Genomic DNA, 21,735 nt, shown 5'->3' on the forward strand with positions numbered 1-21,735 from the left:
CCGCACGACTTAATATCGGAGATCAGGCTCTCTTGATGGAGCCTTTCCGAATTTGATAGCTCAGTTGGGTTGCGCGCCGCCAGAAATGACGCGGTAGAGATGTTCTTTCAGTTGGGATTGCTCTTCACCATTGCGCAAACCTTCGCGCCATTGGTTGATGACGATACGCATTCCCATCGTATCCCTGGAATGGGGCAGTTCTTCGAGAAAAGACCCAAAGAAGACATCCAGCATGTCCCGATCAACGGCGCCCTGATCAATCAGGGCATGAATCAGCGTCATTGTCGCAGCGATATGGCCTTTCATGAACTCACGGTCCATGCCCGACTTGACGACCTCAGAAGAATTATCGCTCATTTGGCCTCACTTGAAATACGAGCGTCACCCCAATCAGTTGTCCATTGGACACACCAATTCGAAGAGGCACGACTCCCCTTTATTATTTCGCAAAATATATATCATTCCGTCCGCAAAGCGTTATTCGTCATTAAGACAAGGATTGGTTTACCAGTAACGCAACGTCGTCAATGAACCTCATATCGACGCCACGTTAAAACGCTCGGAACGACTACGCGACACAACCTGTAAGGGCACCATACTAGATTCGGCAAGCGCTGAAAAAGCCTTCCTGTAAATAACATCTGTTTTTTTCCTGCTAGGGCTTGCATGTGCTACCTGCTTTGAATAAACAGCCCCCAACGCGCTTGAGACACGGTTGACCAGCAAGAAACCGAAGTTCACATATCAGGCCGTTCCCATTGGGAGCCGATAGCTCAGCTGGTAGAGCAACTGACTTTTAATCAGTAGGTCCAGGGTTCGAACCCCTGTCGGCTCACCAATATCTCCTCCTTTAAATTCAGTAATTTAGAAATCTTTTCAGACCACACGTCTTAAGAGTTTCGCGCACCATCGACATATGTTCCGTTTGCCGCGGCCTCTGTCTCACTCCGGGCTTAGTTGCACAAATGGAAAACAAGCCCTGCCCTGCGGACACGACTGTTCAGCCAGATCTCATACGGACAGCAAGGGATAGCGCCCATGCGATCTCTTCGTAGTTTTCTGTAAGGCAGGAGGTTGCGATGCGAATGTGATTGACCTTGCTGGTCGAGAATTTGGCGCCTGGTTCCACGGCAATCCGTCTCGCAGCAAGGGTGACCATGGCGAAACTCTCCAGTTCCACAGGCAACCAGAGACACAACGCATCAGGTGTATCTTCTGTTTCAATGCCATGATGAAGCAGAGCTTGCCGCAGGGATTGACGTCGTTGGTGGTAGGCTTTCCGTGCGAGATCAAGGCACCGGGCTGTCCCTTCCGCATCCTGCAAAAGCGATGCGCAGATCCCTTGCAACAGGCGACTGGTCCAGCCCGAACTGAAACTGCGATAGGATTGCACCCGCGCCACCGCAGCCGAAGATCCCGACAAGATTGCAAGTCTGAGATCCGGCCCGAATGCCTTTGAGAAGGACGAGACGTGCAGGACGCGATCGGGAAACAAAGACCCAAGCGATTGAACTGGCTGACTTGAGACCAAGCCAAGGCCATCGTCTTCGATGATCATGCACTCATGCCCGGCCAGCACCTGCCCCAATGCCTCCATGCGCGACCGCGCCACGGTCCTGCCTGTGACCGAATGGGTGCGCGGCTGGAATAGAAACGCAGCCGGCTTTTTCTCCATTGCCTTGGCCAGCGCTTCCGGCTTCGGCCCAAACCGATCGCTCGCAACCGGCACAATTTGCGCTCTGAGATCTTCGAGAATATCAAGCAACCGCATCGCCGTAGGATCCTCGATGGCAATCACCACCCCCGGCCAGAAATAGGCATGCAAGATGGCATAAACGGCCTGATAGCCACCACTTGTTGCCAGCATAGCCTCCGCGTCATAAGGCCAGTATTGCCGGACCAGCGTTTCAAGCTCCGGGATAATGGGAGAGCGCTCATAGGTATTCAGTCCGGAGATTGGCCCTGACAGCAGGTTGACGCCGGAAACGTTCGGCACAAGAGCGGGATCCGGACCTGCCTGCTGCAAGTTGATGACGCCTTCGCCATAATTGCCCGAACTTGCGAGCCGTTCAGGCTGCGCGATGAACTCATCCGCCATCACGAACGTGCCATTGCGTCCCCGCCCCCGCAAAAGCTTTTCATCACGCAAGGAACTCCAGGCCGCCGAGATCGTCGCCGGACTTACCCCCATCTCGTAGGCGATCTCGCGAATAGGGGGAAGCCGTGTCCCAACGGGCAGCGCGCCGGAGCGGATAAGTGCCCGTGTACCCGACGAAATTCCTGCAAGGCTCGCATCAAGAACCCGTGCGGCAAACCACTTGGCATCAATCAGGTCAGGCATCTCTTATCGCTCTTTTAAATGTTCAATAACGTAATAACATTTGTACAGCATATTCTGAACTTTTAACGTCACTCAATCGAAATCCGATTGAGACACAATAAATGCCCTTAAAACTGCGTTTGGCCCTGCGTGATTGGGACTATATGACGCCCCTCGTTCTTGGGGATGTGCGTTCCGAAAAGCTGATGATCGAAGTGGATCGTGTCGGCACGCTGGTGAGCGATCTCGCCGAGTGTAATCAGTATGATGCGGCAGAGACATCCTTCAGCCGCTACGCCTCCATGCGCTTTCAGGGTCGGCAAGACGTGGTTGGCATTCCCAACTTCATCATGCGCGGCTTCCGCCATCGCTGCATCATCACCCGCAAGGACAGCCCGCTTCGCACGCTTGCCGATCTGAAAGGTGCGGCCATCGGAGTCACCGGCTGGCGCGATTCCGGCAATACATGGACACGCGCTGCGGTGCGTCGCGCGGGTGTGCAAATTGAAGATGCGCGCTGGTATGCGGGCCGTCTGACGGCTTCACATCCGATCACCGACCGCCTCGACGGCTTTGGTCAGCCCGGTCTGATCGAAGCTGCACCAGACGACCGGCCAATGGTCGATCTGTTGAAAGACGGCTTTCTGGACGCAATTTTCACACCGTTCATGCCAGCAGGCTTCTTTGCGCCTGCCTCTCCTTTTCGGCAGCTTCTCGATGACTTTCGCGCAGCCGAAACCGGTTACTTCCACGAGGTCGGCTATATTCCCGGCATGCATCTGGTCAGCATCAAGCAGGACATCGTCGCCGAGAACTCGCTGGGTCCTCCAGGAACTGTCCGACCTGATCGATGCCTCTCAGGCCATGTGGATCGAAAAGCGCCACAAATATGCTGAAACGACGCCATGGATGTTCGATGAGCTGCGCCGTTGCACCATCGACCTGCCAGAAGATTGGAACACCAGCGGCATCACAGCCAACACAACAATGATCGAGGATTTCGCACGCGAACTTTTCGACCAAAAGATCACGACCCAGCTTTTGACGGTCGAAGATCTCTTTCCCGGTCAGGTGTCCTGATCGGGTTCAAACGAGGGCAAACCATTCTGCTTCCATCGTCACCACGGCCAGAACAACATCAGGCGACCGTGGATCGCAACCTTTGGGGAAATGAAATGAAATTTACAAAACTTGCTCTGACAGCACTCTCCGTCGCGCTGGCCACCAGCCCGGCCCTGGCCGCAGCCACAAAGCTGCCAGACATCAAGATGAACACGGCGCTTCATGATCGCCTGCCGGATACCATCAAACAAAAGGGCGAAATGATCTCTGCCAACAACGGCTCTTTCCCTCCCTATGAAATAGTGACCGGCACGGAGCTTACCGGCGCAACCGCCGATCTGGCGACCGCGCTTGGCCAGCTCCTCGGCGTCAAGATCCATCACGTCAGCGTAGGTGGTCTGCCTGCAACTCTGACCGGTATCAACGCCGGACGTTTCGACATCGCTCTCGGCCCGATTGGTGACTTCGCCAGCCGCGAAAAGGCCAATGACTTCGTCGACTGGGTTCAGGAATACGTTGTCTTCGCAGTCCACAAAGGCAACCCCAAGGGCATTCATTCGCTTGACACCACTTGCGGCGCCCGCATCGCTGTCATGGCTGGTGGGTCTGCTGAGCGTGTCATTCAGGCGCAGAGCAAGAAGTGCGTATCCGAGAACAAGAAGGCCGTCGCCGTGCAATCCTACACGGATCAGCCAAGCTCCATTCTGGCTGTGCGCTCGAACCGCGCCGATGCCTTCTTCTCGTCGCAGGCGCCCCTCACCTATTTCGTGCAGCAGTCGAAGGGAAAGCTTGAACTTAGCGGCGTTGGTCAGAAAAACGGTTTCAACGACCTCTTCCAGGGCGCTGTGGTCAAGAAAGGCTCTCCGATGGCCGGCATCCTCAAGGATGGCATTCAGGAACTGATCGATAACGGCACCTATGCCAAGATCATGGCCAACTGGGGTCTGAAGAACAACAAGATCGCAGCAACCGAAATCAACAAGGGTGGAACTCTGCCGAAATGACAACAAGGTCAACCTCAGCCAGTGCATCGCCTTCGGGCGATGCCAAGCTTCCGGACGTCGCCCACTCCCGGACGACGTTCCCGCTCGCCAAGGTGGTCTTGTGGGTGTTGGCGTTGTTGTTTGCCGCGAACTTCCTCTGGATCATCGCGCATAATCAGAATTTCGGCTGGCCGGTCATCGCCGAATTCTTTTTCAACAAGGACGTGGTCAACGGCCTGTGGATCAGCCTTGGCCTGACAGTCGTCTCCATGACGCTGGGAACGCTGCTTGGTCTGGTTCTGGCTGTCGCTCGCATGTCGAAGGACAGCCTCGCCCGCACCCTGGCCAATCTCTACATCTGGTTTTTCAGAGGCACTCCGCTGCTCGTGCAGTTGATCTTCTGGTACAATATGTCGGCGTTGTTCCCGCGTCTTGGACTGTCGATCCCCTTTGGTCCAAACCTGTTCAGTTGGGACACCAACAGCCTGATCACCCCATTGACCGCAGCGATTGCAGGGCTTGCCCTCAACGAGGCCGCTTACATGGCCGAAATCATCCGCGGTGGGTTGCTGTCGGTTGAACGCGGACAGATGGAAACGGCACAGGCTTTTGGCATGACCCGATTGCGGGCGTTGCGCCGCATCGTCATCCCTCAGGCAATGCGCACCATCGTGCCCCCAACAGGCAACCAGCTCATCAACATGGTCAAGGCGACCTCCCTCGTCAGTGTCATTGCGATGGCCGATCTGCTCTATTCGGTGCAGTCAATCTACAACCGGACCTTCGAGATCGTGCCGATGCTGCTCGTCGCCGTGTTCTGGTATCTGATCGTCACGTCCATTCTCAATGTCGGCCAATCCTGGTTGGAGCGCCACTACAGCCGCAGTGACCGTGATCAACATGGCGGTGGTCCCATCGCAACTCCCGTCGAGCAGAAGGTTCAGGCTCTTGGACAGGAGGAACAGCATTGACCTCTAATACTGGTGTATCCCCGCTTGTCCGGGCGCGAAATGTACACAAGTCCTACAACCATCTGGAAGTGCTGAAGGGTATCGATCTGGATGTTCAAAAGGGCGAGACGGTCGTCATTCTGGGGCCGTCCGGATCTGGGAAGTCAACGTTCTTGCGCTGCATCAACCATCTGGAAGCCATCCAGAAAGGTATGATCGAAGTCGCAGGCGGGTTGATCGGCCATGAAATGCGTCACGGTCATCTGTATAAGCTGCCCGAGAACAAGATTGCCATTCAGCGTCGCAAGATCGGAATGGTGTTCCAGCAGTTCAACCTCTACCCGCATATGACGATCTTGCAGAATATCATTGAAGCCCCCATCGGCATCCATGGTCATTCCAGAAAAGACGCCATCGCGACTGCGCGAGATCTGCTGGCCCGCGTTGGCTTGTCAGACAAGGAAAACAACTATCCGCGTCAGCTGTCCGGTGGGCAGCAACAGCGTGTCGCCATTGCCCGCGCGCTGGCTATCAAGCCGGAGTTACTCCTCTTCGACGAACCGACGTCGGCACTTGATCCGGAACTCGTCGGCGAAGTCCTGAGCACCATGCGCGATCTTTCGCAACAGGGCCTGACGATGATCGTGGTCACTCACGAGATCAGCTTTGCCCGTGAGGCTGCCGATCGTGTCGTCTTCATGGACGGCGGCAATATCATCGAAAGCGGACCGCCCGAAGAGGTTATCGGCAATCCGAAGCACGAACGCACCCAAGCGTTTCTGGCCCGCTTCCTCTGACATCCCCATTGAACGGAAGGCGCTTCTGCCTTCCGTTCCCTTTCTCCGGACGTCGTCAGCGCTCCGGGAAGCGGTCCCGCTTGTGGCACGCTTCCCGGTTCTCTTCCTGGCGTCCAGATCACAGGACAAAGTCCCATGCTCAACGATAATGCCTATGCTCGCGTCTCCGATTTTGACGACAAGAAAGACGAACTGACCCAGATCCGTCGCCACCTGCATCAGAATCCGGAACTGTCACACTAAGGAAGAAAAAACGGCACGCTTTGTCGCCGACAAACTGACGTCATGGGGCTATGAAGTCACGGAAGGTGTTGGTGGACACGGCATCGTCGCCCGGATGAGCGTTGGCGAGGGCACCAAAAGCATTGCCATTCGCGCCGATATGGATGCGCTCCCCATCAAGGAAGCCACCGGTCTCGATTATGCCTCGATAACACCGGGTGTCATGCACGCCTGCGGTCACGACGGCCACACCACGATACTGCTTGGCGCAGCGGAATATCTGGCACGCACCAAACGCTTCAACGGCACAATCAATCTGATCTTCCAGCCGGCAGAAGAAGCGGGCGAAACCAGTGGCGCGCAGAAGATGATCGAGGACGGCCTGTTCGAACGCTTTCCGTTTGATGCCATTTACGGCCTGCACAACCATCCCGGCGCACCGGAAGGCACAATCCTGATGCGCTCCGGCCCGTTGATGGCGGCTTCCGATACGGTCAAGATCACCATCAATGGCAAGGGCGGTCATGCCTCCAGACCGCATCTGACCATCGATCCGGTCTACATCGCCTCGCTGCTCGTCGTGGCGTTGCAGTCAATCGTCTCTCGCTCGGTCGACCCAACCAAGACCGCCGTCATCACCGTTGGCATGATCTCAGGCGGCAGCGCCGTCAACATCATTCCCGAGACTGCGACCATCGAGATGACCGTGCGGACATTCGACAAGGACGTGCGCGAACTGATCGAGCAACGCATCCGCACCCTTGCCAGCGCCATCGCGGAAGGCAACGGCGCCACGGCCTCGCTTGAATTCCACCATGGCCACCCGGTTGTCAGCAATTCGGACAAGGAGACACAGTTCATGCCTGGCAGGTTGCCGAAGAACTGGTTGGCGAGGTTCAGACCTGCAACCTTATCCCGGGCAGTGAGGACTTCTCCCATTTTCAAGAGCACAAGCCCGGCTGCTTCATCCGATTGGGCAACGGCTTGAAGTCCGCCATGCTGCACAATCCCAGCTACAATTTTGGGGACGAAAGCCTCCCTGTCGGCGCGGCTTTGTGGGCCCGACTGACCGAGCGCTATTTGCAGGATTGACCGGCGGTCCAAGGCAATGTCTGCAAGATGATTGCGACACTGCTTCCAGACACTTGCATCCCGGCTTAACCCGGGGTGCAATGACGGCGGCTGACAAAAAACCTCGTCGTCTCAGCTTCGGCTCTTCGCAAGAGCTTATAGAGGCAAGATCAGCTGTTCTGTCCGCAGAAGAACGTGCCCCTCCTGAAACCACCTGTCACTCGTCGGACCCTTCATGCATGTTCCGCCTGGGCTAGACTGTGGTCCCATAAAAGCGGTCGGAGCCGATTTTTCTGCCTGTTAGGCCCGGTTACGCAGAAAACCATCCGATTTTCAAGACGGCGCAACGCCACAGGAAGGGAAATCCGCCCATTCCTTCCGTTACATCAAAAGCGCTGCAATCCGTTCGCATCAGGCGGCTCAACCGGGCCAAAGCTCGCTCTTGCCGTCTTCCTTACAACTCTTTGCGCTTTATGACGCCGTTTAAAGTATGGCATTTATCCTAGGCTTCAGACCCATAAAATGACTATGCAAATCGGTTGAAGTCTGATTCAAGCTCCTGAACAGGAGTTTGACGATGTCAGATGGGTTTTCTGGCTCAGCGATGAGCAGTTTTCGAAGTTGCAGCCTCTGTTGCCGACCGACACACGCGGCAAGGCCCGTGTCGATGACCGGCGGGTGATCAGCGGCATCATTCATGTCCTGAAGTCAGGCGGGCGCTGGATTGATGCACCGGAGGTCTACGGACCGCGGAAAACTCTCTACAATCGCTTCGTTCGCTGGTCTGAGAAAGGCGTATGGACGGGGATCTTTGAGACGCTCTCCCAAACTGGCGGCCCTGTGCTTGAGGTGATGATCGACAGCACCGCCGTTCGGGCGCATCGGGTCGCCCATGGCGGCAAAGGGGGGCTCAAGCCCATGCCCTGGGCCGAGCTCGTGGTGGTCCGGGAACAAAAATCCACGCCCTGAGCGACAACAAGGGACGCCCAATCGCCTTCCACCTGACGGGAGCCAATGTCTCGGATTTCACAGGAACTGAGGCACTCTTGCCGCTCGTTCCGGCAAACGGCGTTCTGCATGGCGATAAAGGCTACGACAGTGACCGGATCCGCCGAGCCGTCGAGGCGCGCAGTTCGCTGCCAAATATCCCGCCCCGCAAAACACGCAAATGGAAAAACTGTTTCTCGCCATACCTTTACAAGGGCAGAAACGTTATCGAACGGATGTTTGGCAGGCTCAAGGAATTCCGCAGGATCGCCACCCGCTATGACCGCAATGCTAGGAACTTTCTATCGTCCCTCTGCCTCGCGGCAACCTTATGCTACTGGTTATGAGTCTGAGGCCAAGCCAGACAGAGGGCTTGGCCACGCTCCTACCGACACAATGCTTCAATTGAAGCACACTTCGCATCTGCCACGTCACCGTAGAACAACACATCTCCCACATAAAAAAGACAGTCATGAAGCACAGCCCGACTGATGTGGAAACCAACTCGTCAACAGTTCAGGGCACTGAACACCAAATCTTCCTGCTTCTAAAAAATTCAGATTTTCAGAAAACAGGATTGACTGCCTACCAATTGATAGGTAGATAGGTTGCATGACCATACCAATGACAACCTCAGAGAAAATACTGGCATCCGCACAGAAGTTGATCATCAACGGCGGATATAATGGCTTCAGCTACGCGGATATTGCGGTCGAGGTCGGTATTCGCAAGGCTAGTATCCATCATCACTTTCCTAACAAGGTCGATTTGGTGAGAACACTCGTGTCTGATTACAAGAAAACAGCACAGATAAATCTTACAGAACTGGGCAAAGAGAAACCTGACCCTTTCGAACTTATTCAATTCTATACCGGATACTGGTCGAAATGCATATCTGATGCCAGCCGCCCCTATTGCCTGTGTGCGTTGCTTGCCTGCGAACTGCCCGCACTGCCCAACGAAGTGGCCATCGAAGTACGGTCCTACTTCACACTTCTGTCCCGCTGGATGACATCCGTCATGGAACGCGGCAGTGAAACCGGAGCGCTTCGGATCTCCGCATCTCCGCAGGTAGAAGCAGAGGCGCTGATCGCCAGCGTTCATGGAGGCATGTTGTCGGCGCGAGCCTACGGTGATCCAACGATGTTCGGCATCATCATCGGCCCGACGCTGCAACGCCTGAACCCGAGATAACCTGAAATTCAGGAGACCAATGCCGGCCTCCTGCCGAAGAGCGCCTTTATAGCGCCTATCAAACTACCAACTAGTAGGTAAGGACATTGAAATGCGAAGCAAATTCTCCCTGACACTTCTTCTGGCCGCCGCCACACTGGTTCCGGCCACTCTCTCCGCGACGGCCCCAGCCTATGCCGACAGCAAAAAACCCGCACAGGTTCACATCCGCGGCAGCATTGTTGGCCTTACCGGCTCAACCCTGACGGTTAAAACCCGTGAAGGCGACACCGCTAAAATCATGCTGGCCAAGGGCTTTCATGTCATGGGCGTCGCAAAAGCGAAAATCAGCGACATCAAGCCCGGCGACTATGTCGGCATCGCCTCGCTATCGAAGCAAGACGGCGGACATGGCGCGCTTGAAGTCGTGATCTTCCCGCCTGCGATGAAGGGCACTGGCGAGGGCAGCTTTGGCTGGGATCTGCAGCCCAAGAGCACCATGACCAATGCAACCGTTGCCAATGCGGTGAAGGGTGTCGATGGACGGACGGTGACTGTGACCTATCACGGCACGCAGAAGAAAATCACCGTGCCGGACGGCACCCCCGTCGTGACCTCTGCACCCGCCACCAAGTCTGATCTGGTCCCTGGCGCCATTGTCTTCATTCCGGCGGCAAAAACGGCCAAGGGCACGGTTGGTCAATTCGTCGTGGTCGGCAAAAACGGCGTTGTTCCGCCGATGTAAAGCCACTCATGCGGCCGGGCGATCCGCCTTTCAGATCGCCCGGCTGCATGCATCTTTCCCGATTGCCACGAGAGCACCCGGTTTCGCACCACGCTGAAAGACACACGCCATGGATGACCATTCACCTATTGAACATCGGCACCAATCAGGCAAGTTTCTCATCCGGCGTCATTCGATCATGACCCGCCTGACGCACTGGCTGAACGTCGTCTGCATGACCATTCTTTTGCTGAGCGGCCTGCAAATCTTCAACGCCCATCCTACCCTTTACTGGGGGCAAATCGGCTCGGATGGCGATCCGTCGGTTCTGTCGATCGGGGCCATACAGCAGGGCGATCACCTGCGCGGCGTTCTCGACATTGCGGGTTTAGACATTCCAACCACAAACGTGCTCGGCGTCTCCACCGTTGACGGGGACCAAACCGTACGCGCCTTCCCCAGCCTGGGCAACACTGCCGTCCTTTCAAGATCTTGCAAAAGGCCGCCGCTGGCATTTCTTCTTTGCCTTGGCTGTTTGTCGCAAACGGTCTTGTCTATCTCTCATACAGCGTTTTCACACGCCACATCTGGCGCGATCTGGTGCCGGAACGGGCCAGTCTGTCACCGCGCCATCTTTGGACAGAGATCATCGACCATGCCCGCCTGCGCTTTGCCCGCGGAGATGAGGCTCGGCATTACAATGTGCTTCAAAAGATCAGCTATCTGGGGGTCGTCTTCATCGGCCTCCCGCTGATGATCCTGACCGGGCTGACGATGTCGCCGGGGATCGACGCAGCATTTCCCTGGCTCACAGACTTGTTTGGCGGGCGTCAATCCGCCCGAACGATCCACTTCATCTGCGCAAGCAGCCTACTGCTTTTCGTGGTGGTTCATATCGCAATGGTGGTGCTCTCCGGCCCCTTCAACAACATGCGTTCAATGATCACCGGGCGATATGCCATTCGCAACAAGGATCCGAAACCATGACCAGAAAAATCTTGTCGCGCCGTCGTTTCCTGATTGGTAGCGCCGTTGGTGCAGGCGCACTTACGACCATCGCTTTGGGAGCCAGAAGCCTCGGCGCACCGGCAATCCTGAACTCTGCTGAAACACTGACCATGCGGACACAAAGGCTGCTTCTAAGCCGCAACGCACTGGCACGTGAATTCACCGAGGCGGATATTTCCCCTTCGTTTCGCGTCAATGGCACAAGCCAGCCAGCAAGCGCTGAGTATGCGCAACTGGTCAGGTCTGACTTTTCGACTTGGCGGCTGAAAGTCGACGGCCTTGTCGAGCGCCCGCAAAGCCTGTCGCTCGCGGACTTGAAGGCGTTGCCTGCCCGCACTCAGATTACGCGGCACGATTGCGTCGAGGGGTGGAGTGCCATTGGCAAATGGACTGGCGTTCCACTCTCAGAAGTGCTCAAGCGCACCGGGCTCAAACCCAGTGCACGCTATCTCGTCATTTATTGTGCCGACGAGCTTGAGCAGACCTTCGATGGCAGCGGCCGTTATTACGAAAGCATCGACCATGGTTGACGCTTTTCACCCTCAAACGATCCTTGCCTATTCGATGAACGACCAAGATCTGAATGTCGGTCACGGTGCACCTTTGCGGCTGAGGGTCGAACGGCAGCTTGGCTACAAGCAAGCCAAATACATCATGCGCATCGAGGCAGTCGAGAGCTTCGCCGGGGTGTGGGGTGGACGCGGCGGCTATTGGGAAGACCGTGGCTACGAATGGTACGCCGGGATCTGATCTCCAGCCGTTTCTAACGCCGTAGCAACCGTCCGGATTTGCGCTTGCCAGACAAAACTTTCGAAAATCCGCCCCTTTGCCAATCGGCACCCTCACGGGACTGATGGTCCAAACTCGCAGCTTTAAAAGGCCGAGGACCAACCGCCCCACAATGACCACCAAGGACAGACAATGACACACCCGACCAATAAAACCCAATTTGATATCAAAGCCATGTGGCTTAAATCCTACTATTTCACACGTGCGGCTTTCTCCCTGATCTGGGTCCTGGTGGCGCTCACCATTGGGCTTCATTCCCCAACAATCGCGGCCGGTCTCCTGATCATCTACCCAATCTGGGACGCTCTCGCCAACTATGCAGATGCCCGGCAAAATGGTGGGCTGGCGACCAACAAGACTCAAAGCCTCAATATTGCCGTCAGCCTTCTCGTCACTCTTGCAGTGCTTTTTGCGTTCACAATGAACTTGTATTGGGTTCTTGGGGTTTACGGTGTCTGGGCGATCTTCTCCGGCCTGTTGCAACTTGCCACCGCCGCACGACGCTGGAAAACCCAAGGAGGTCAATGGGCCATGATCTTGAGTGGCGCGCAGTCCGCTGTTGCCGGTGCAATCTTCATATCGCAAGCCCAAATGCCAACCCTGCCCTCCATCACGACGATTGCGGGATATGCAGCGTTCGGGGCATTCTATTTCCTGGTCTCCGGCTTCTGGCTCGCCGTTTCCGAAGCACGCCGGAAAAAGACTCTCTCGGGTGCCCAGTCCTGATTTTACGTCAGAGCGTTGAGAGTGATGCGGATCGCTCGCAATACTCTCAACGCCCAGGCGCTCCAGAACTCGACCTGAGCGTCGCCTTGCAAAACCTGAATGGGGCAAACTCTTAGGGTGTTGCCCCATAAATGCGTTTCAAATGGTCAGAGCAGATTTTTCTGCCTGTTAGGCGCAGAAGCCAGAAAACTGGCCAGTTTTCAAGACATCGCAACGATACAGAAAAGAAATCTTCCCAACCCTTCTTGGACGTCATAAAGCGCATTTATGAATTCGCGCCTCAAAGCATTCGTAAAAAAGTACCAAGTCTGACGGCAAACTGACAGGTTGGCGCAGATAAGTCTGTGACCATCGACATGTAACGTCAGCCAAGGAAAAGCAGATGGCACAAACCGGCGAACAGCGGGTCGCCCTGAGCCGCAGATCCTTCTGATAGCGACTGGAAGGAAAGTGCCATGACAGATACCCGACACCATGCAAATGCCGCCGCAACTCAACAACCGGAATCAAAGGAGAGCCTGACCACAGTCAAGGTCTGGGATCCGGTCGTCCGACTGTTTCACTGGACTGTCGTTGTGGCCGTGACGCTAAACCTTTTTGTCCTGCATCCAGGCCACTATTGGCACCGGGTGGCTGGATATGTGGTGATCGTGGCGCTTGTCATTCGCATCCTTTGGGGTTTTGTCGGCACACGTTACGCTAAGGTTTTCATCGTTCTTTCCAAGCATCACAAGCCTGCGTCACCAAATTCGTGGCATATTCAAGGGCACTGAAGAGCGCATGTTGGGACATAATCCCCTCGCCTCTGTCATGATGCTCGTGCTGATGCTGCTTTTGGCGATCGTCGCCGGTACTGGCTGGTGGTCCACGCAATTGAGCGGATCATCCCGCCATACGCTTGAGCACGTGCATGGCTTTCTGGCCAATGCGATCATGGTCCTTGCATTCGTTCATGCGGCTGCGGCAGTGGTTGAAAGCTGGCGTCACAAGGAAAATCTCATCTGGTCAATGATTACAGGTCGTAAGAAAGCATGAGGCTCCTGCTGATCGAGGACAACGCTCGTCTGCGCGAATTGTTGAGTGAGACAATTCGTGAGGCCGGCTGGCGCATCGACGCCTTTGCCACGGCTGAAGAAGGCCGGCTGGCGTTGAAAAGCGTTAGCTACGATGTGCTGCTGCTCGATCTTGGCCTGCCGGATGCAGACGGCCTGAGCGTTTTGCAAAGGCTGCGTCGCGACGGATTGCAATTGCCCGTTCTGGTTCTGACAGCCAGAGGCGCCATTGACGAACGGATTGCCGGGCTGGATGCCGGCGCCGATGACTATATCGTCAAGCCGTTCAACAATGGTGAGCTGGTTGCCCGCATCCGCGCCCTGTTGCGCCGGGCCCCGGCAACCCAACTGCCGGTGCTGCAATTCGCGGCGCTGTCAATGGATCTGTCAGCCCGCACCGTGCTGTGCAACAGCCAAGCCGTTGTCCTGGCCCCCTCCGAAAAAGGCCTGCTCGAATTGTTGATGCGTGACGGCGGCAAGGTCGTTCCCAAACGTAAACTGGAAGAAGCCCTCTCGGAATTTGGCCGTGAACGCACCAGCAATGCGGTCGAACTGGCCGTCTCACGATTGCGCAAGAAACTGGATCTTTATCCAGCGTATGTGCGCATCGAAACCTTGCGCGGCGTCGGCTATATGCTGCGCGAGACACATTGATGGCGGCCAAGCCCACATCCCTTGCCGGCATGTTGATGCGCCGCATTACGTTTTTCGCTGCCCTCGGGATACTGCTGCAATTTGCCGTCATGCTTTCGGATTTCTACCGGGACGGAACGGAACTGTCGCGCCTCTACGTGGAAAAGGAAACCGAACTTCTGAGCGCAGGCATCAGCACCAAAGATGGCAAGTTGACATTCCACCTGCCCCATGACGCCAGACATCGCTATGGGCGAACGGATACCGGCTACCTCGCTCGCGTCAGAACTCTGGATGGCCGACTGTTGTTCCAATCGTGCGATGCAACCTGCCAGCAGCGGTTTCTGCCTCCCGAAGTCAATCCGCCAAGCTTCTGGATCAGGACGCTGAAATCAGAAAAGCCAAACATGGTGACGGGCGGCCAGTCTTTCGACATTGGCAGTCACAAGGTGCTGGTCGATGTCGCCACTCTCGGCGATCCCCGCGGCATCATGGCACAAGACTTCTGGCGCGAAATTCTGATCCATATCGGTCTGCCCATGGGGGCGTTGCTTCTGGTCGTGCTAGGCGCAACGCTTTTGTCCGTGCGGGAAGCTCTGAAACCCGTGCGCGCTGCCGCCGCTGCCGCAGATATGATTGACCCGATGGATTCCCGTTCTCATCTGGCGTTCGAAGAAATGCCGCGCGAAATGGCCTATCTGGCTATTGCCGTCAACCGGGCCTTTCTGCGCATTGGCGACCTGATGCGCTCGCAACGGGTTTTGACGTCCGGCATTGCCCATGAAGTGCGCACGCCGCTGGCTGCCATCAAACTGGAACTTGAACGCATTCCTCATCCGCGCGCCCGCAAGGCCGAAGCCGATCTCGATGACCTGGTGCATTTCGTCAATCAGCTCACCGCGCTGGCTCGGCTCGACAGCTTTGATAATAGCATGTTCGAAATCATTGATCTGGAAGACATTTGCGCCGATGCGATCGCGCAGCTTGCTCCCTGGATCTATGAGAACGACCATTCAATTGAGCTGGAAAGCCTGAACGACCCGGTTTCGGTCAAGGCCATTCCCGCTTTGCTGAAGGACGCCTTGCGTAACCTCATTGAAAATTGCGTGCGCCATACACCGTCTGGCACACTGATCACCGTTCGGATCACCGGCAGTGGCCTTCAGGTGGAAGATCACCGGTCCAATCCGATCCCCTCTGATAGCTTGCCCGGCGCCCCACGCGAGAGCAATACACCAGTCAACAACGACAGCCTCGGCATTGGACTGAAAATCGTCCAGCGTATTGTTGATCTGCATCAAGGTCAGATGACACAATCGGAGACGGATCGCGGACAGCGCGTCGACCTTATCCTGCCCACACACGCCGTATGATCACGCCGACGCAATGGCATTTGACGATCAGCGTCAAGTCCACACAATGGTCTTTCCCGGATGGCCGATGTTTTTCCGAAAATCGCAACCGATCCACGGCTTTGACCCCTCAGGTACTGCCCTGACGCTTCATCATCGCCTTCAGGTTCCGCGCGCAAGCCTCGGCCACCAGCTTGCGGGTGGCTCGCATGATTTCATTGTCGTCTTTCGGCGGCACGCGGGTTCGCGCCATGATGCAACGGATATTTTGACGCTCGATCGGCCCGTCGAACAGATGCGGTGCCAGTTTGACCAGATCCGGTCTGGTCGAGCGCGCATCGTCAAGCACCTGCGTGCAATCGACAAGTTTGGGCGAGCCATTGATCACATCCCTATAGGGCACGGCAGCATTGTGTTGCAGGGCTGTGGTGATGGCCGCACTGCAAGACCGATAAGGCCCAAGTTCTGCACTTTTGAACGCCGTCTGACTTTTCTCATAAACCTTATAACGATCAAAAAGAGACAACCCGCCGACAGCAATGATCACAAGGCAGGCGAGGGAAACCAAAGTCTTGAAAAACATTTTAATGCGACGCTCATATCCGAATCGCCGTCCCTGAAACAGATATTTTCATCATCTTCGAGTGAACTTGCAGCACTATTGGCATTTTAGTCAATATTTATGAACCTCACAATTCTTCATGGAAGACCGCAAGATCTGTTTTACGGGCGCTGGAATAACTATTTTTCAGTCCGCTCTTCCCTTACGCCATGTGTGCCCGAAGGTCTGGTCAAAACATAGTCAAAGTCAGGTGCAGTTTTCACCCCGGTTCCGACGAGTAAAGTCAGGGACACCGGTGTGCTGCCTTGAACAACGTACTGAGTTTTACGAATATGCCCTTGACTTTAATTGCGCAGCACCTAAAGCGGACGATATAAAATTTCGTCTGGGAGGGAAAAACGTGAAAGCGCTCGCATCATTTTCTGCCTTTATCGGCAAGACATTCGCGATCTGGGTCATCCTGCTCGCAGTTCTGGGCTTCTTCATGCCCGCAACTTTCAAGCTCTTCGTGCCGTGGATTGTTCCACTGCTCGCCATCATCATGTTCGGCATGGGTCTGACCCTGTCTCTGGGTGACTTCAAGGAAGTGGTCAAACGCCCGTTTGACGTGGCCATCGGTGTGGTCTCGCAGTTTGTCATCATGCCGCTGCTGGCGGTTCTGCTGACGACCTTGATCCCCATGAGCCCTGAAGTCGCTGCCGGCGTCATTCTGGTAGGCTGTTGCCAGGAGGCACGTCGTCCAACGTGATGACGTATCTGTCCAAGGGCGACGTCGCTCTGTCTGTTGCCTGTACATCGGTCACAACCCTGCTGGCACCGATCATCACGCCGTTTCTGGTCTGGTTCCTCGCCAGTCAGTATCTTCCGGTTGATGCGATGGGCATGTTCATCTCCATCGTCAAGGTCGTGCTGTTGCCATTGGCACTCGGCGTGATCCTGCAGCGTCTGGCGCCTGCTGCGGTCCGCGCAGCCGTTCCTGCCCTGCCGCTGGTGTCTGTCATCGGTATCGTATTGATCGTTGCTGCCGTTGTTGCTGTCTCCAAGGACAAGATCATTACGTCTGGCATGCTGATCTTCGCCGTCGTGGTCTTGCACAATGTCCTTGGCTATCTGATCGGTTTTATTGCCGCCCGCGTCTTTGGCTTGTCTCTGGCCAAACGCAAGGCTATCGCGATCGAGGTCGGGATGCAGAATTCCGGTCTGGGCGCAGCGCTTGCTACAGCCCACTTCTCGCCAGCTGCTGCCGTGCCAAGTGCGATCTTCTCGGTCTGGCATAACATCTCAGGCGCAATCCTTGCCAATTGGCTCAGTGGTCGCCGCGATGAAGATGATGCAGCAGCGCCTGTGTCCGTGAAGACGTAAGCGACACCACGAACCATTGACAGGAAAAACAAGGAGAGGCCGCTTGTTCCCACAAGCGGCCTCTTTTGTTCATCACGCCCACCAAATAGCCTTCCTCAAACAGGCGTTGCCGCTGGCTGCGCTGTGATGGCCCCAGTCTGCTGTGTCTCAACGACGTGCACGTCGCCGGGCCCGAACGCCACGAACCGCTCCGGGTCCACACCAGATTCCGCCACACTGGAACGCAGCAGTTCTACAGGTTCGTCGCGCGGCTCGTCGGTCAGTTGAAACGTGCCCCAGTGGAACCCAAGAGCCTGCCGGGCACCAATATCGTGAAAAATTCGCACGGAATCTTCTGGCGAGACATGCTGTGCTGCCATGAACCAGCGCGGCTCATAAGCGCCAATCGGGATCAACGCCACATCCGGCGCCCCGTGACGGGCATGAATATCGCGAAAAACGTCTCCGTTGCCATAGCCGGTATCACCAGCAAACCAGATTTTTCCCGCAGGACTGTCGATCCAGTAGCCACACCAGAGCGCCAGCCGACGATCGCCGATCCCACGAGCCGACCAATGATTGGCCGGTGTCAGTGAAATCGTCACCCCTGATGCAAGCTTGATGCGGTCGTGCCAATCGGCCACGATGACCCGCGCACCCGGCACCGCCTTGCGCACAGTAACATCCGTGCCAAGCGGCATCACCATGACCGGGCGATGCGCCAAATGCAGCCGCCGTAAAGTCTTTACGTCCAGATGGTCGTAATGATTGTGACTGAGCAGGACGGCGTCAATTGAGGGTAAATCGTCGAAATCAATGCCCGGAGCCGTGACACGTCTGGGCCCAAGAAAACTCAATGGACTGGCACGTTCTGACCAGACCGGGTCGGTCAGGATATTCATGCCCGCCACCTGGATCAGGACGGAGGCATGCCCCACCATGGTGATGCGCGGCACATCGCTATGGTGGGGCGGAACCACCGACATTACGGGGACATGCTCGGGCCATTTGGCGCGTTCCCCTTCCCGTCTCCAGCGCAGAATATCGCGAAAAGACCGGTCCGTGGCCGGTTGGCAAGGCGAATGAAACCGCCTGCCATCGAAATGATCGCTGACAGGCCCAGTGTAATAGTGTTTCGTATACATCGTCGTCTTTAATTCCATGGTCTTCAAGGCCATATGCCACCTTCCGCCAAGACAAGAGGCGACGCTGCCCGCATCTTACAGCGCGCAGCCTCCTGCATTTGGGGAAGCCTGTGCATTTCGCCAAGGGGACAAAGGCATTCGGATCAAGAAACTTGGTCCACTTCGCCGCCCACTCCGCGTTAACGAATGCGGACGAGCGATAAATTGCGCTCAAGTCTCACACGAAACGGCCGCGAAGGAGCCCTCGCGACCGACAGTTTCAGTCTGATGTCAGCTCATACGACTTCCACTCAGAGAATGTTCTCACGCGCGGCCTGTCGTGTTGTTGCGACCGTGGGAGTGAACCCGAGACTGCGCGCCAATCCACCGCTCATCTGTCCCCACCACGGGTTAGAAACAGGGTCGGCGGAGGCTGCCAAAGGCGTCCCAACGAGTTCGCCGATTTCATAAAGCGACATGGGGGCCTCATCCACCGTATTCACGATACGACCATCCCAGGTCCCGTTCAGACCCATCTTGATGAAGGTCGCAATATCCTTGTGGTGGATCATGCTCAACTTGTTGGCCGGGTGCCATTTGAGGCGGTCGACAAGTTGCGGCACCGACTGAAGGTGGCCGTCTCCATCGCCGTACACAAAGGCAAAGCGCAGGATGGACCAGTTGAGACCGCTGGTCTGAAGGTCCGCCTCGGCCGCCACCTTACTGGCAGGATATGCCATCTCGGGCGTGACCACGTCACCTTCCACACCGGGATGTGGGCTGTCTGCATTGTAAACGAGGCCCGTGCTTGCCATGATGAAGCGGGCTTTGGGTGCATGTTCCTTGGCGGCGGCAATCAGATTGCGGGTCCCTTCAAGGTTGACCTGCCAGATCTTGTCCGTTTCCATTGTGCGAAACAGCGCTGCCAGATGCACAATAGCCTCAACACCTTCTACCGCCTGCGCTAGGCTGTCAGGCAGGAGAATATCAGCTTCAACTGCCGTTACACCATCCGGCAAAGTCTTGCCCTTGCTAGGGCGCACAATTGCGCGGCAGTCATACCCTGCTGCGACAAGACGCGGCAACAACCGTTCGCCGACCAGTCCCGTTCCGCCTGTAATCAAAATCGTCATGACTTCTTCCCTTCACTCGCATGGTCTTGCAGCCGTCGCGTGGCTTCACTGAGCACGCGAACAACGGTCTGGAGGTCTTCTTCCGGCACACCGGCGAAGGATGTCTTCAAAATAAAGTCGATGGGATCCGGCAACCTTTGCCAAAGCGCACGCCCTGCTTCGGTGATCGTCAGCGGCTTGCGACGTTGATCCTCAGGATCAGCCGTCTGCTCGACCAATCCCTTGCGCACCAACGCGCTGACCACACTGCTCAACGTCGGTTTTTCAACGCCGAGGAGGCCCAGAAGATCTTTTTGCGCCATCGGCCCTTCATGGACAAGGCACCAAAGCACGTACCATTGAGTCGAGCCGAGATCATACGGTCGCAGAATCGTCTCCATAGATGAGCGACTGGCGTGATAGTACTTTTTGGCCCATGCGCCGGGCGAATTGTGGCGTGACGAGATCCAGATCAACCTCCATTTGTTTGCTACCTAACTAAAATGGTTAGCCAACGAACTAATGTCAAGACTGTGCCGAAATTTCAGGGCGAAATCTCACATGAGCAAGCTTTTGCTCGTAACTTGACACCGCTCAGAAGATACTCAATCTTCATGTAACGACATCGACTTCTCGAAACAGGGATGGTCATCACAGAACCCTGTTTTCTCAAGCTTGGAGCAATTGGATCGTAGATTGTGACTACGAGTGCCATCAACCCACGAGCAAACAGCCCGCCCTTCCTGTGAAACGACAAGTCTATTCAGGCCGTTTGACACTTACACTCATGGGTTACACTCGATCCGGAAGGGAACGTCCAAATGAACACGGTCAGGAAAGCTGCCACGGGCCTTCTTCTCTCTCTCATGCTCGTAGGCACCTCTCAAGCACAAGCCAGAGTGCTTGCCGTTGCCACCGATGCCACATTCAAACCATTCGAATATCGCGTAAACGGAAAGTTGACCGGCTTCGACATTGAGCTGGTCGAGGCATTGGCTGAAAAGATTGGCGACACGGTCAAATGGACCCAAGTCGACTTCAAGGGCCTCATCCCGGGCCTCCTTGCAGAGCGCTTCGACATGGCAGTGTCCGCGATCTACATCACGCCCGCACGGGAGAAAGTCGTTGATTTCACCAAGACCTACTATCCTGGCGGTCTGGTGATCCTCAAGAAGGCCAATGACCTTTCGATCAAGGGACCAGAAGATCTGGCTGGCAAGCGAGTGTCCGTACAGATCGGCACGAAATCTGTCGCCTACCTCCGCAAGAATTATCCGCAGGTAAAGCTGGTGGAAGTCGAAAAGAACGAAACCATGTTTGACCTTTTAAACATAGGTGGCGTCGATGCAGCTGTGACCGGCAAGCCAGCCGCCATTGTCTTTGCCAAAGCTCATCCGACAATTGAGATCGTTCCCAATCAGGTAACGACCGAGAAATATGGCATTGCCGTACGCAAAGCCATGCCCGAGCTGACGGCAAGCCTGAACAGGGCCCTTGATGAGATCAAGGCTGACGGCACTTATGACGCTTTGGTCAAGAAGTGGTTCGTCGGCAACGTCAAGTGACACCCCACTCAGACGACATCCTGCCTCCAGACCAAGATGAAAAGTGGACCTAGGTTCGAATTTGTCTCCGAATTCACAGAATATCCCACATTATTATTCCGACAATGTTCATCTCATTCAAGATGAGAGAAAATTAATGCAAGCTTATATTATTAAACAGATATTTTAAAAACAAAGTCACT

16 protein-coding genes, 1 tRNA gene and 6 pseudogenes are annotated in these 21,735 nt (G+C 55.7%); 17 read left to right on the plus strand and 6 right to left on the minus strand.

Going from position 1 to position 21,735, the window contains the following annotated elements:
- Positions 1 to 60: 60 nt before the first annotated feature.
- Positions 61 to 357, minus strand: coding sequence for a hypothetical protein (locus AC0L7U_RS02110; RefSeq protein ID WP_473693435.1), 297 nt, complete (start codon positions 355 to 357; stop codon positions 61 to 63).
- 405 nt (positions 358 to 762) lie between these two features.
- Between AC0L7U_RS02110 and AC0L7U_RS02115 the strand changes: the two genes are divergently transcribed.
- Positions 763 to 838: transfer RNA gene (locus AC0L7U_RS02115), tRNA-Lys, on the plus strand.
- A gap of 162 nt (positions 839 to 1,000) precedes the next feature.
- Here the strand turns inward: AC0L7U_RS02115 and AC0L7U_RS02120 are convergent.
- Positions 1,001 to 2,341, minus strand: coding sequence for an aminotransferase-like domain-containing protein (locus AC0L7U_RS02120; protein WP_473693437.1), 1,341 nt, complete (start codon positions 2,339 to 2,341; stop codon positions 1,001 to 1,003).
- A 101-nt stretch (positions 2,342 to 2,442) separates the two neighbouring features.
- Between AC0L7U_RS02120 and AC0L7U_RS02125 the strand changes: the two are divergent.
- The 14 genes and pseudogenes from AC0L7U_RS02125 (at position 2,443) to AC0L7U_RS02190 (ending at position 15,870) form a co-directional block, all read left to right on the plus strand.
- Positions 2,443 to 3,400 (plus strand): annotated as a pseudogene (locus tag AC0L7U_RS02125) (substrate-binding domain-containing protein).
- 95 nt (positions 3,401 to 3,495) lie between these two features.
- Complete coding sequence (locus AC0L7U_RS02130) at positions 3,496 to 4,386, plus strand: ABC transporter substrate-binding protein (RefSeq protein ID WP_473693439.1); 891 nt, start codon at positions 3,496 to 3,498, stop codon at positions 4,384 to 4,386.
- Positions 4,383 to 5,336 carry an amino acid ABC transporter permease gene (locus AC0L7U_RS02135; protein ID WP_473693441.1) on the plus strand — a complete coding sequence of 318 codons (954 nt, stop codon included), beginning with the start codon at positions 4,383 to 4,385 and terminating at the stop codon, positions 5,334 to 5,336. The genes AC0L7U_RS02130 and AC0L7U_RS02135 overlap by 4 nt, the downstream gene beginning before the upstream one ends.
- Positions 5,333 to 6,112: an amino acid ABC transporter ATP-binding protein gene (locus AC0L7U_RS02140; RefSeq protein ID WP_473693443.1), complete on the plus strand. Its 780-nt coding sequence runs from the start codon at positions 5,333 to 5,335 to the stop codon at positions 6,110 to 6,112. The genes AC0L7U_RS02135 and AC0L7U_RS02140 overlap by 4 nt, the downstream gene beginning before the upstream one ends.
- Before the next feature lie 135 nt (positions 6,113 to 6,247).
- A pseudogene (locus AC0L7U_RS02145) lies at positions 6,248 to 7,426 on the plus strand (M20 aminoacylase family protein).
- A gap of 528 nt (positions 7,427 to 7,954) precedes the next feature.
- Positions 7,955 to 8,739 (plus strand): IS5 family transposase gene (locus AC0L7U_RS02150; RefSeq protein WP_473695626.1). Its coding sequence is split into 2 segments (ribosomal slippage): positions 7,955 to 8,308 and positions 8,311 to 8,739, totalling 783 coding nucleotides; the frame shifts between segments, so codons are not numbered across the junction.
- 265 nt (positions 8,740 to 9,004) lie between these two features.
- Entirely contained in the window at positions 9,005 to 9,586 is a 582-nt protein-coding gene (locus AC0L7U_RS02155) for a TetR/AcrR family transcriptional regulator (RefSeq protein WP_473693445.1), read from the plus strand.
- 91 nt (positions 9,587 to 9,677) lie between these two features.
- Positions 9,678 to 10,310 (plus strand): hypothetical protein, encoded by a 633-nt coding sequence (locus AC0L7U_RS02160; protein WP_473693447.1) that lies wholly within the window; start codon positions 9,678 to 9,680, stop codon positions 10,308 to 10,310.
- A 109-nt stretch (positions 10,311 to 10,419) separates the two neighbouring features.
- A pseudogene (locus AC0L7U_RS02165) lies at positions 10,420 to 11,276 on the plus strand (cytochrome b/b6 domain-containing protein).
- Positions 11,273 to 12,047, plus strand: a pseudogene (locus AC0L7U_RS02170) (molybdopterin-binding protein). The pseudogenes AC0L7U_RS02165 and AC0L7U_RS02170 overlap by 4 nt, the downstream one beginning before the upstream one ends.
- A 171-nt stretch (positions 12,048 to 12,218) precedes the next feature.
- Positions 12,219 to 12,812: a DUF308 domain-containing protein gene (locus AC0L7U_RS02175; RefSeq protein WP_473693449.1), complete on the plus strand. Its 594-nt coding sequence runs from the start codon at positions 12,219 to 12,221 to the stop codon at positions 12,810 to 12,812.
- 455 nt (positions 12,813 to 13,267) lie between these two features.
- Positions 13,268 to 13,847, plus strand: a pseudogene (locus AC0L7U_RS02180) (cytochrome b/b6 domain-containing protein).
- Positions 13,844 to 14,518: a response regulator gene (locus AC0L7U_RS02185; RefSeq protein ID WP_473693451.1), complete on the plus strand. Its 675-nt coding sequence runs from the start codon at positions 13,844 to 13,846 to the stop codon at positions 14,516 to 14,518. The pseudogene AC0L7U_RS02180 and the gene AC0L7U_RS02185 overlap by 4 nt, the downstream one beginning before the upstream one ends.
- On the plus strand, positions 14,518 to 15,870 hold the full coding sequence (locus tag AC0L7U_RS02190; protein WP_473693453.1) for a sensor histidine kinase: 1,353 nt from the start codon (positions 14,518 to 14,520) through the stop codon (positions 15,868 to 15,870). The genes AC0L7U_RS02185 and AC0L7U_RS02190 overlap by 1 nt, the downstream gene beginning before the upstream one ends.
- A gap of 109 nt (positions 15,871 to 15,979) precedes the next feature.
- On the opposite strand, the gene AC0L7U_RS02195 is transcribed toward AC0L7U_RS02190, so the two are convergent.
- Positions 15,980 to 16,432, minus strand: coding sequence for a hypothetical protein (locus AC0L7U_RS02195; RefSeq protein ID WP_473693455.1), 453 nt, complete (start codon positions 16,430 to 16,432; stop codon positions 15,980 to 15,982).
- 379 nt (positions 16,433 to 16,811) lie between these two features.
- Between AC0L7U_RS02195 and AC0L7U_RS02200 the strand changes: the two are divergent.
- Positions 16,812 to 17,773: pseudogene (locus AC0L7U_RS02200) on the plus strand (bile acid:sodium symporter family protein).
- Positions 17,774 to 17,868: 95 nt separating this feature from the next.
- Here the strand turns inward: AC0L7U_RS02200 and AC0L7U_RS02205 are convergent.
- The 3 genes from AC0L7U_RS02205 to AC0L7U_RS02215 form a co-directional block, all read right to left on the minus strand.
- Positions 17,869 to 18,930: an MBL fold metallo-hydrolase gene (locus tag AC0L7U_RS02205; protein WP_473693457.1), complete on the minus strand. Its 1,062-nt coding sequence runs from the start codon at positions 18,928 to 18,930 to the stop codon at positions 17,869 to 17,871.
- 257 nt (positions 18,931 to 19,187) lie between these two features.
- Positions 19,188 to 20,009: an NAD-dependent epimerase/dehydratase family protein gene (locus AC0L7U_RS02210; RefSeq protein ID WP_473693459.1), complete on the minus strand. Its 822-nt coding sequence runs from the start codon at positions 20,007 to 20,009 to the stop codon at positions 19,188 to 19,190.
- Complete coding sequence (locus AC0L7U_RS02215) at positions 20,006 to 20,311, minus strand: MarR family winged helix-turn-helix transcriptional regulator (RefSeq protein WP_473693461.1); 306 nt, start codon at positions 20,309 to 20,311, stop codon at positions 20,006 to 20,008. Before AC0L7U_RS02215 ends, AC0L7U_RS02210 begins: the two co-directional genes overlap by 4 nt.
- A 498-nt stretch (positions 20,312 to 20,809) precedes the next feature.
- Between AC0L7U_RS02215 and AC0L7U_RS02220 the strand changes: the two genes are divergently transcribed.
- Entirely contained in the window at positions 20,810 to 21,553 is a 744-nt protein-coding gene (locus AC0L7U_RS02220; protein ID WP_473693463.1) for a transporter substrate-binding domain-containing protein, read from the plus strand.
- The last annotated feature ends 182 nt before the right edge of the window (positions 21,554 to 21,735 follow it).

The organism is Roseibium sp. 10G30-5 (assembly GCF_055809635.1).

What these genes read in the sequence shown, in the direction of transcription:
- AC0L7U_RS02210 (WP_473693459.1), bottom strand. Translation starts at nt 20,009, where the DNA reads ATGACGATTTTGATTACAGGCGGAACGGGACTGGTCGGCGAACGGTTG.
- AC0L7U_RS02175 (WP_473693449.1), top strand. Translation starts at nt 12,219, where the DNA reads ATGACACACCCGACCAATAAAACCCAATTTGATATCAAAGCCATGTGG.
- AC0L7U_RS02120 (WP_473693437.1), bottom strand. Translation starts at nt 2,341, where the DNA reads ATGCCTGACCTGATTGATGCCAAGTGGTTTGCCGCACGGGTTCTTGAT.
- AC0L7U_RS02205 (WP_473693457.1), bottom strand. Translation starts at nt 18,930, where the DNA reads ATGGCCTTGAAGACCATGGAATTAAAGACGACGATGTATACGAAACAC.
- AC0L7U_RS02155 (WP_473693445.1), top strand. Translation starts at nt 9,005, where the DNA reads ATGACCATACCAATGACAACCTCAGAGAAAATACTGGCATCCGCACAG.
- AC0L7U_RS02130 (WP_473693439.1), top strand. Translation starts at nt 3,496, where the DNA reads ATGAAATTTACAAAACTTGCTCTGACAGCACTCTCCGTCGCGCTGGCC.
- AC0L7U_RS02160 (WP_473693447.1), top strand. Translation starts at nt 9,678, where the DNA reads ATGCGAAGCAAATTCTCCCTGACACTTCTTCTGGCCGCCGCCACACTG.
- AC0L7U_RS02220 (WP_473693463.1), top strand. Translation starts at nt 20,810, where the DNA reads ATGAACACGGTCAGGAAAGCTGCCACGGGCCTTCTTCTCTCTCTCATG.
- AC0L7U_RS02195 (WP_473693455.1), bottom strand. Translation starts at nt 16,432, where the DNA reads ATGTTTTTCAAGACTTTGGTTTCCCTCGCCTGCCTTGTGATCATTGCT.
- AC0L7U_RS02135 (WP_473693441.1), top strand. Translation starts at nt 4,383, where the DNA reads ATGACAACAAGGTCAACCTCAGCCAGTGCATCGCCTTCGGGCGATGCC.
- AC0L7U_RS02190 (WP_473693453.1), top strand. Translation starts at nt 14,518, where the DNA reads ATGGCGGCCAAGCCCACATCCCTTGCCGGCATGTTGATGCGCCGCATT.
- AC0L7U_RS02215 (WP_473693461.1), bottom strand. Translation starts at nt 20,311, where the DNA reads ATGGCGCAAAAAGATCTTCTGGGCCTCCTCGGCGTTGAAAAACCGACG.
- AC0L7U_RS02110 (WP_473693435.1), bottom strand. Translation starts at nt 357, where the DNA reads ATGAGCGATAATTCTTCTGAGGTCGTCAAGTCGGGCATGGACCGTGAG.
- AC0L7U_RS02185 (WP_473693451.1), top strand. Translation starts at nt 13,844, where the DNA reads ATGAGGCTCCTGCTGATCGAGGACAACGCTCGTCTGCGCGAATTGTTG.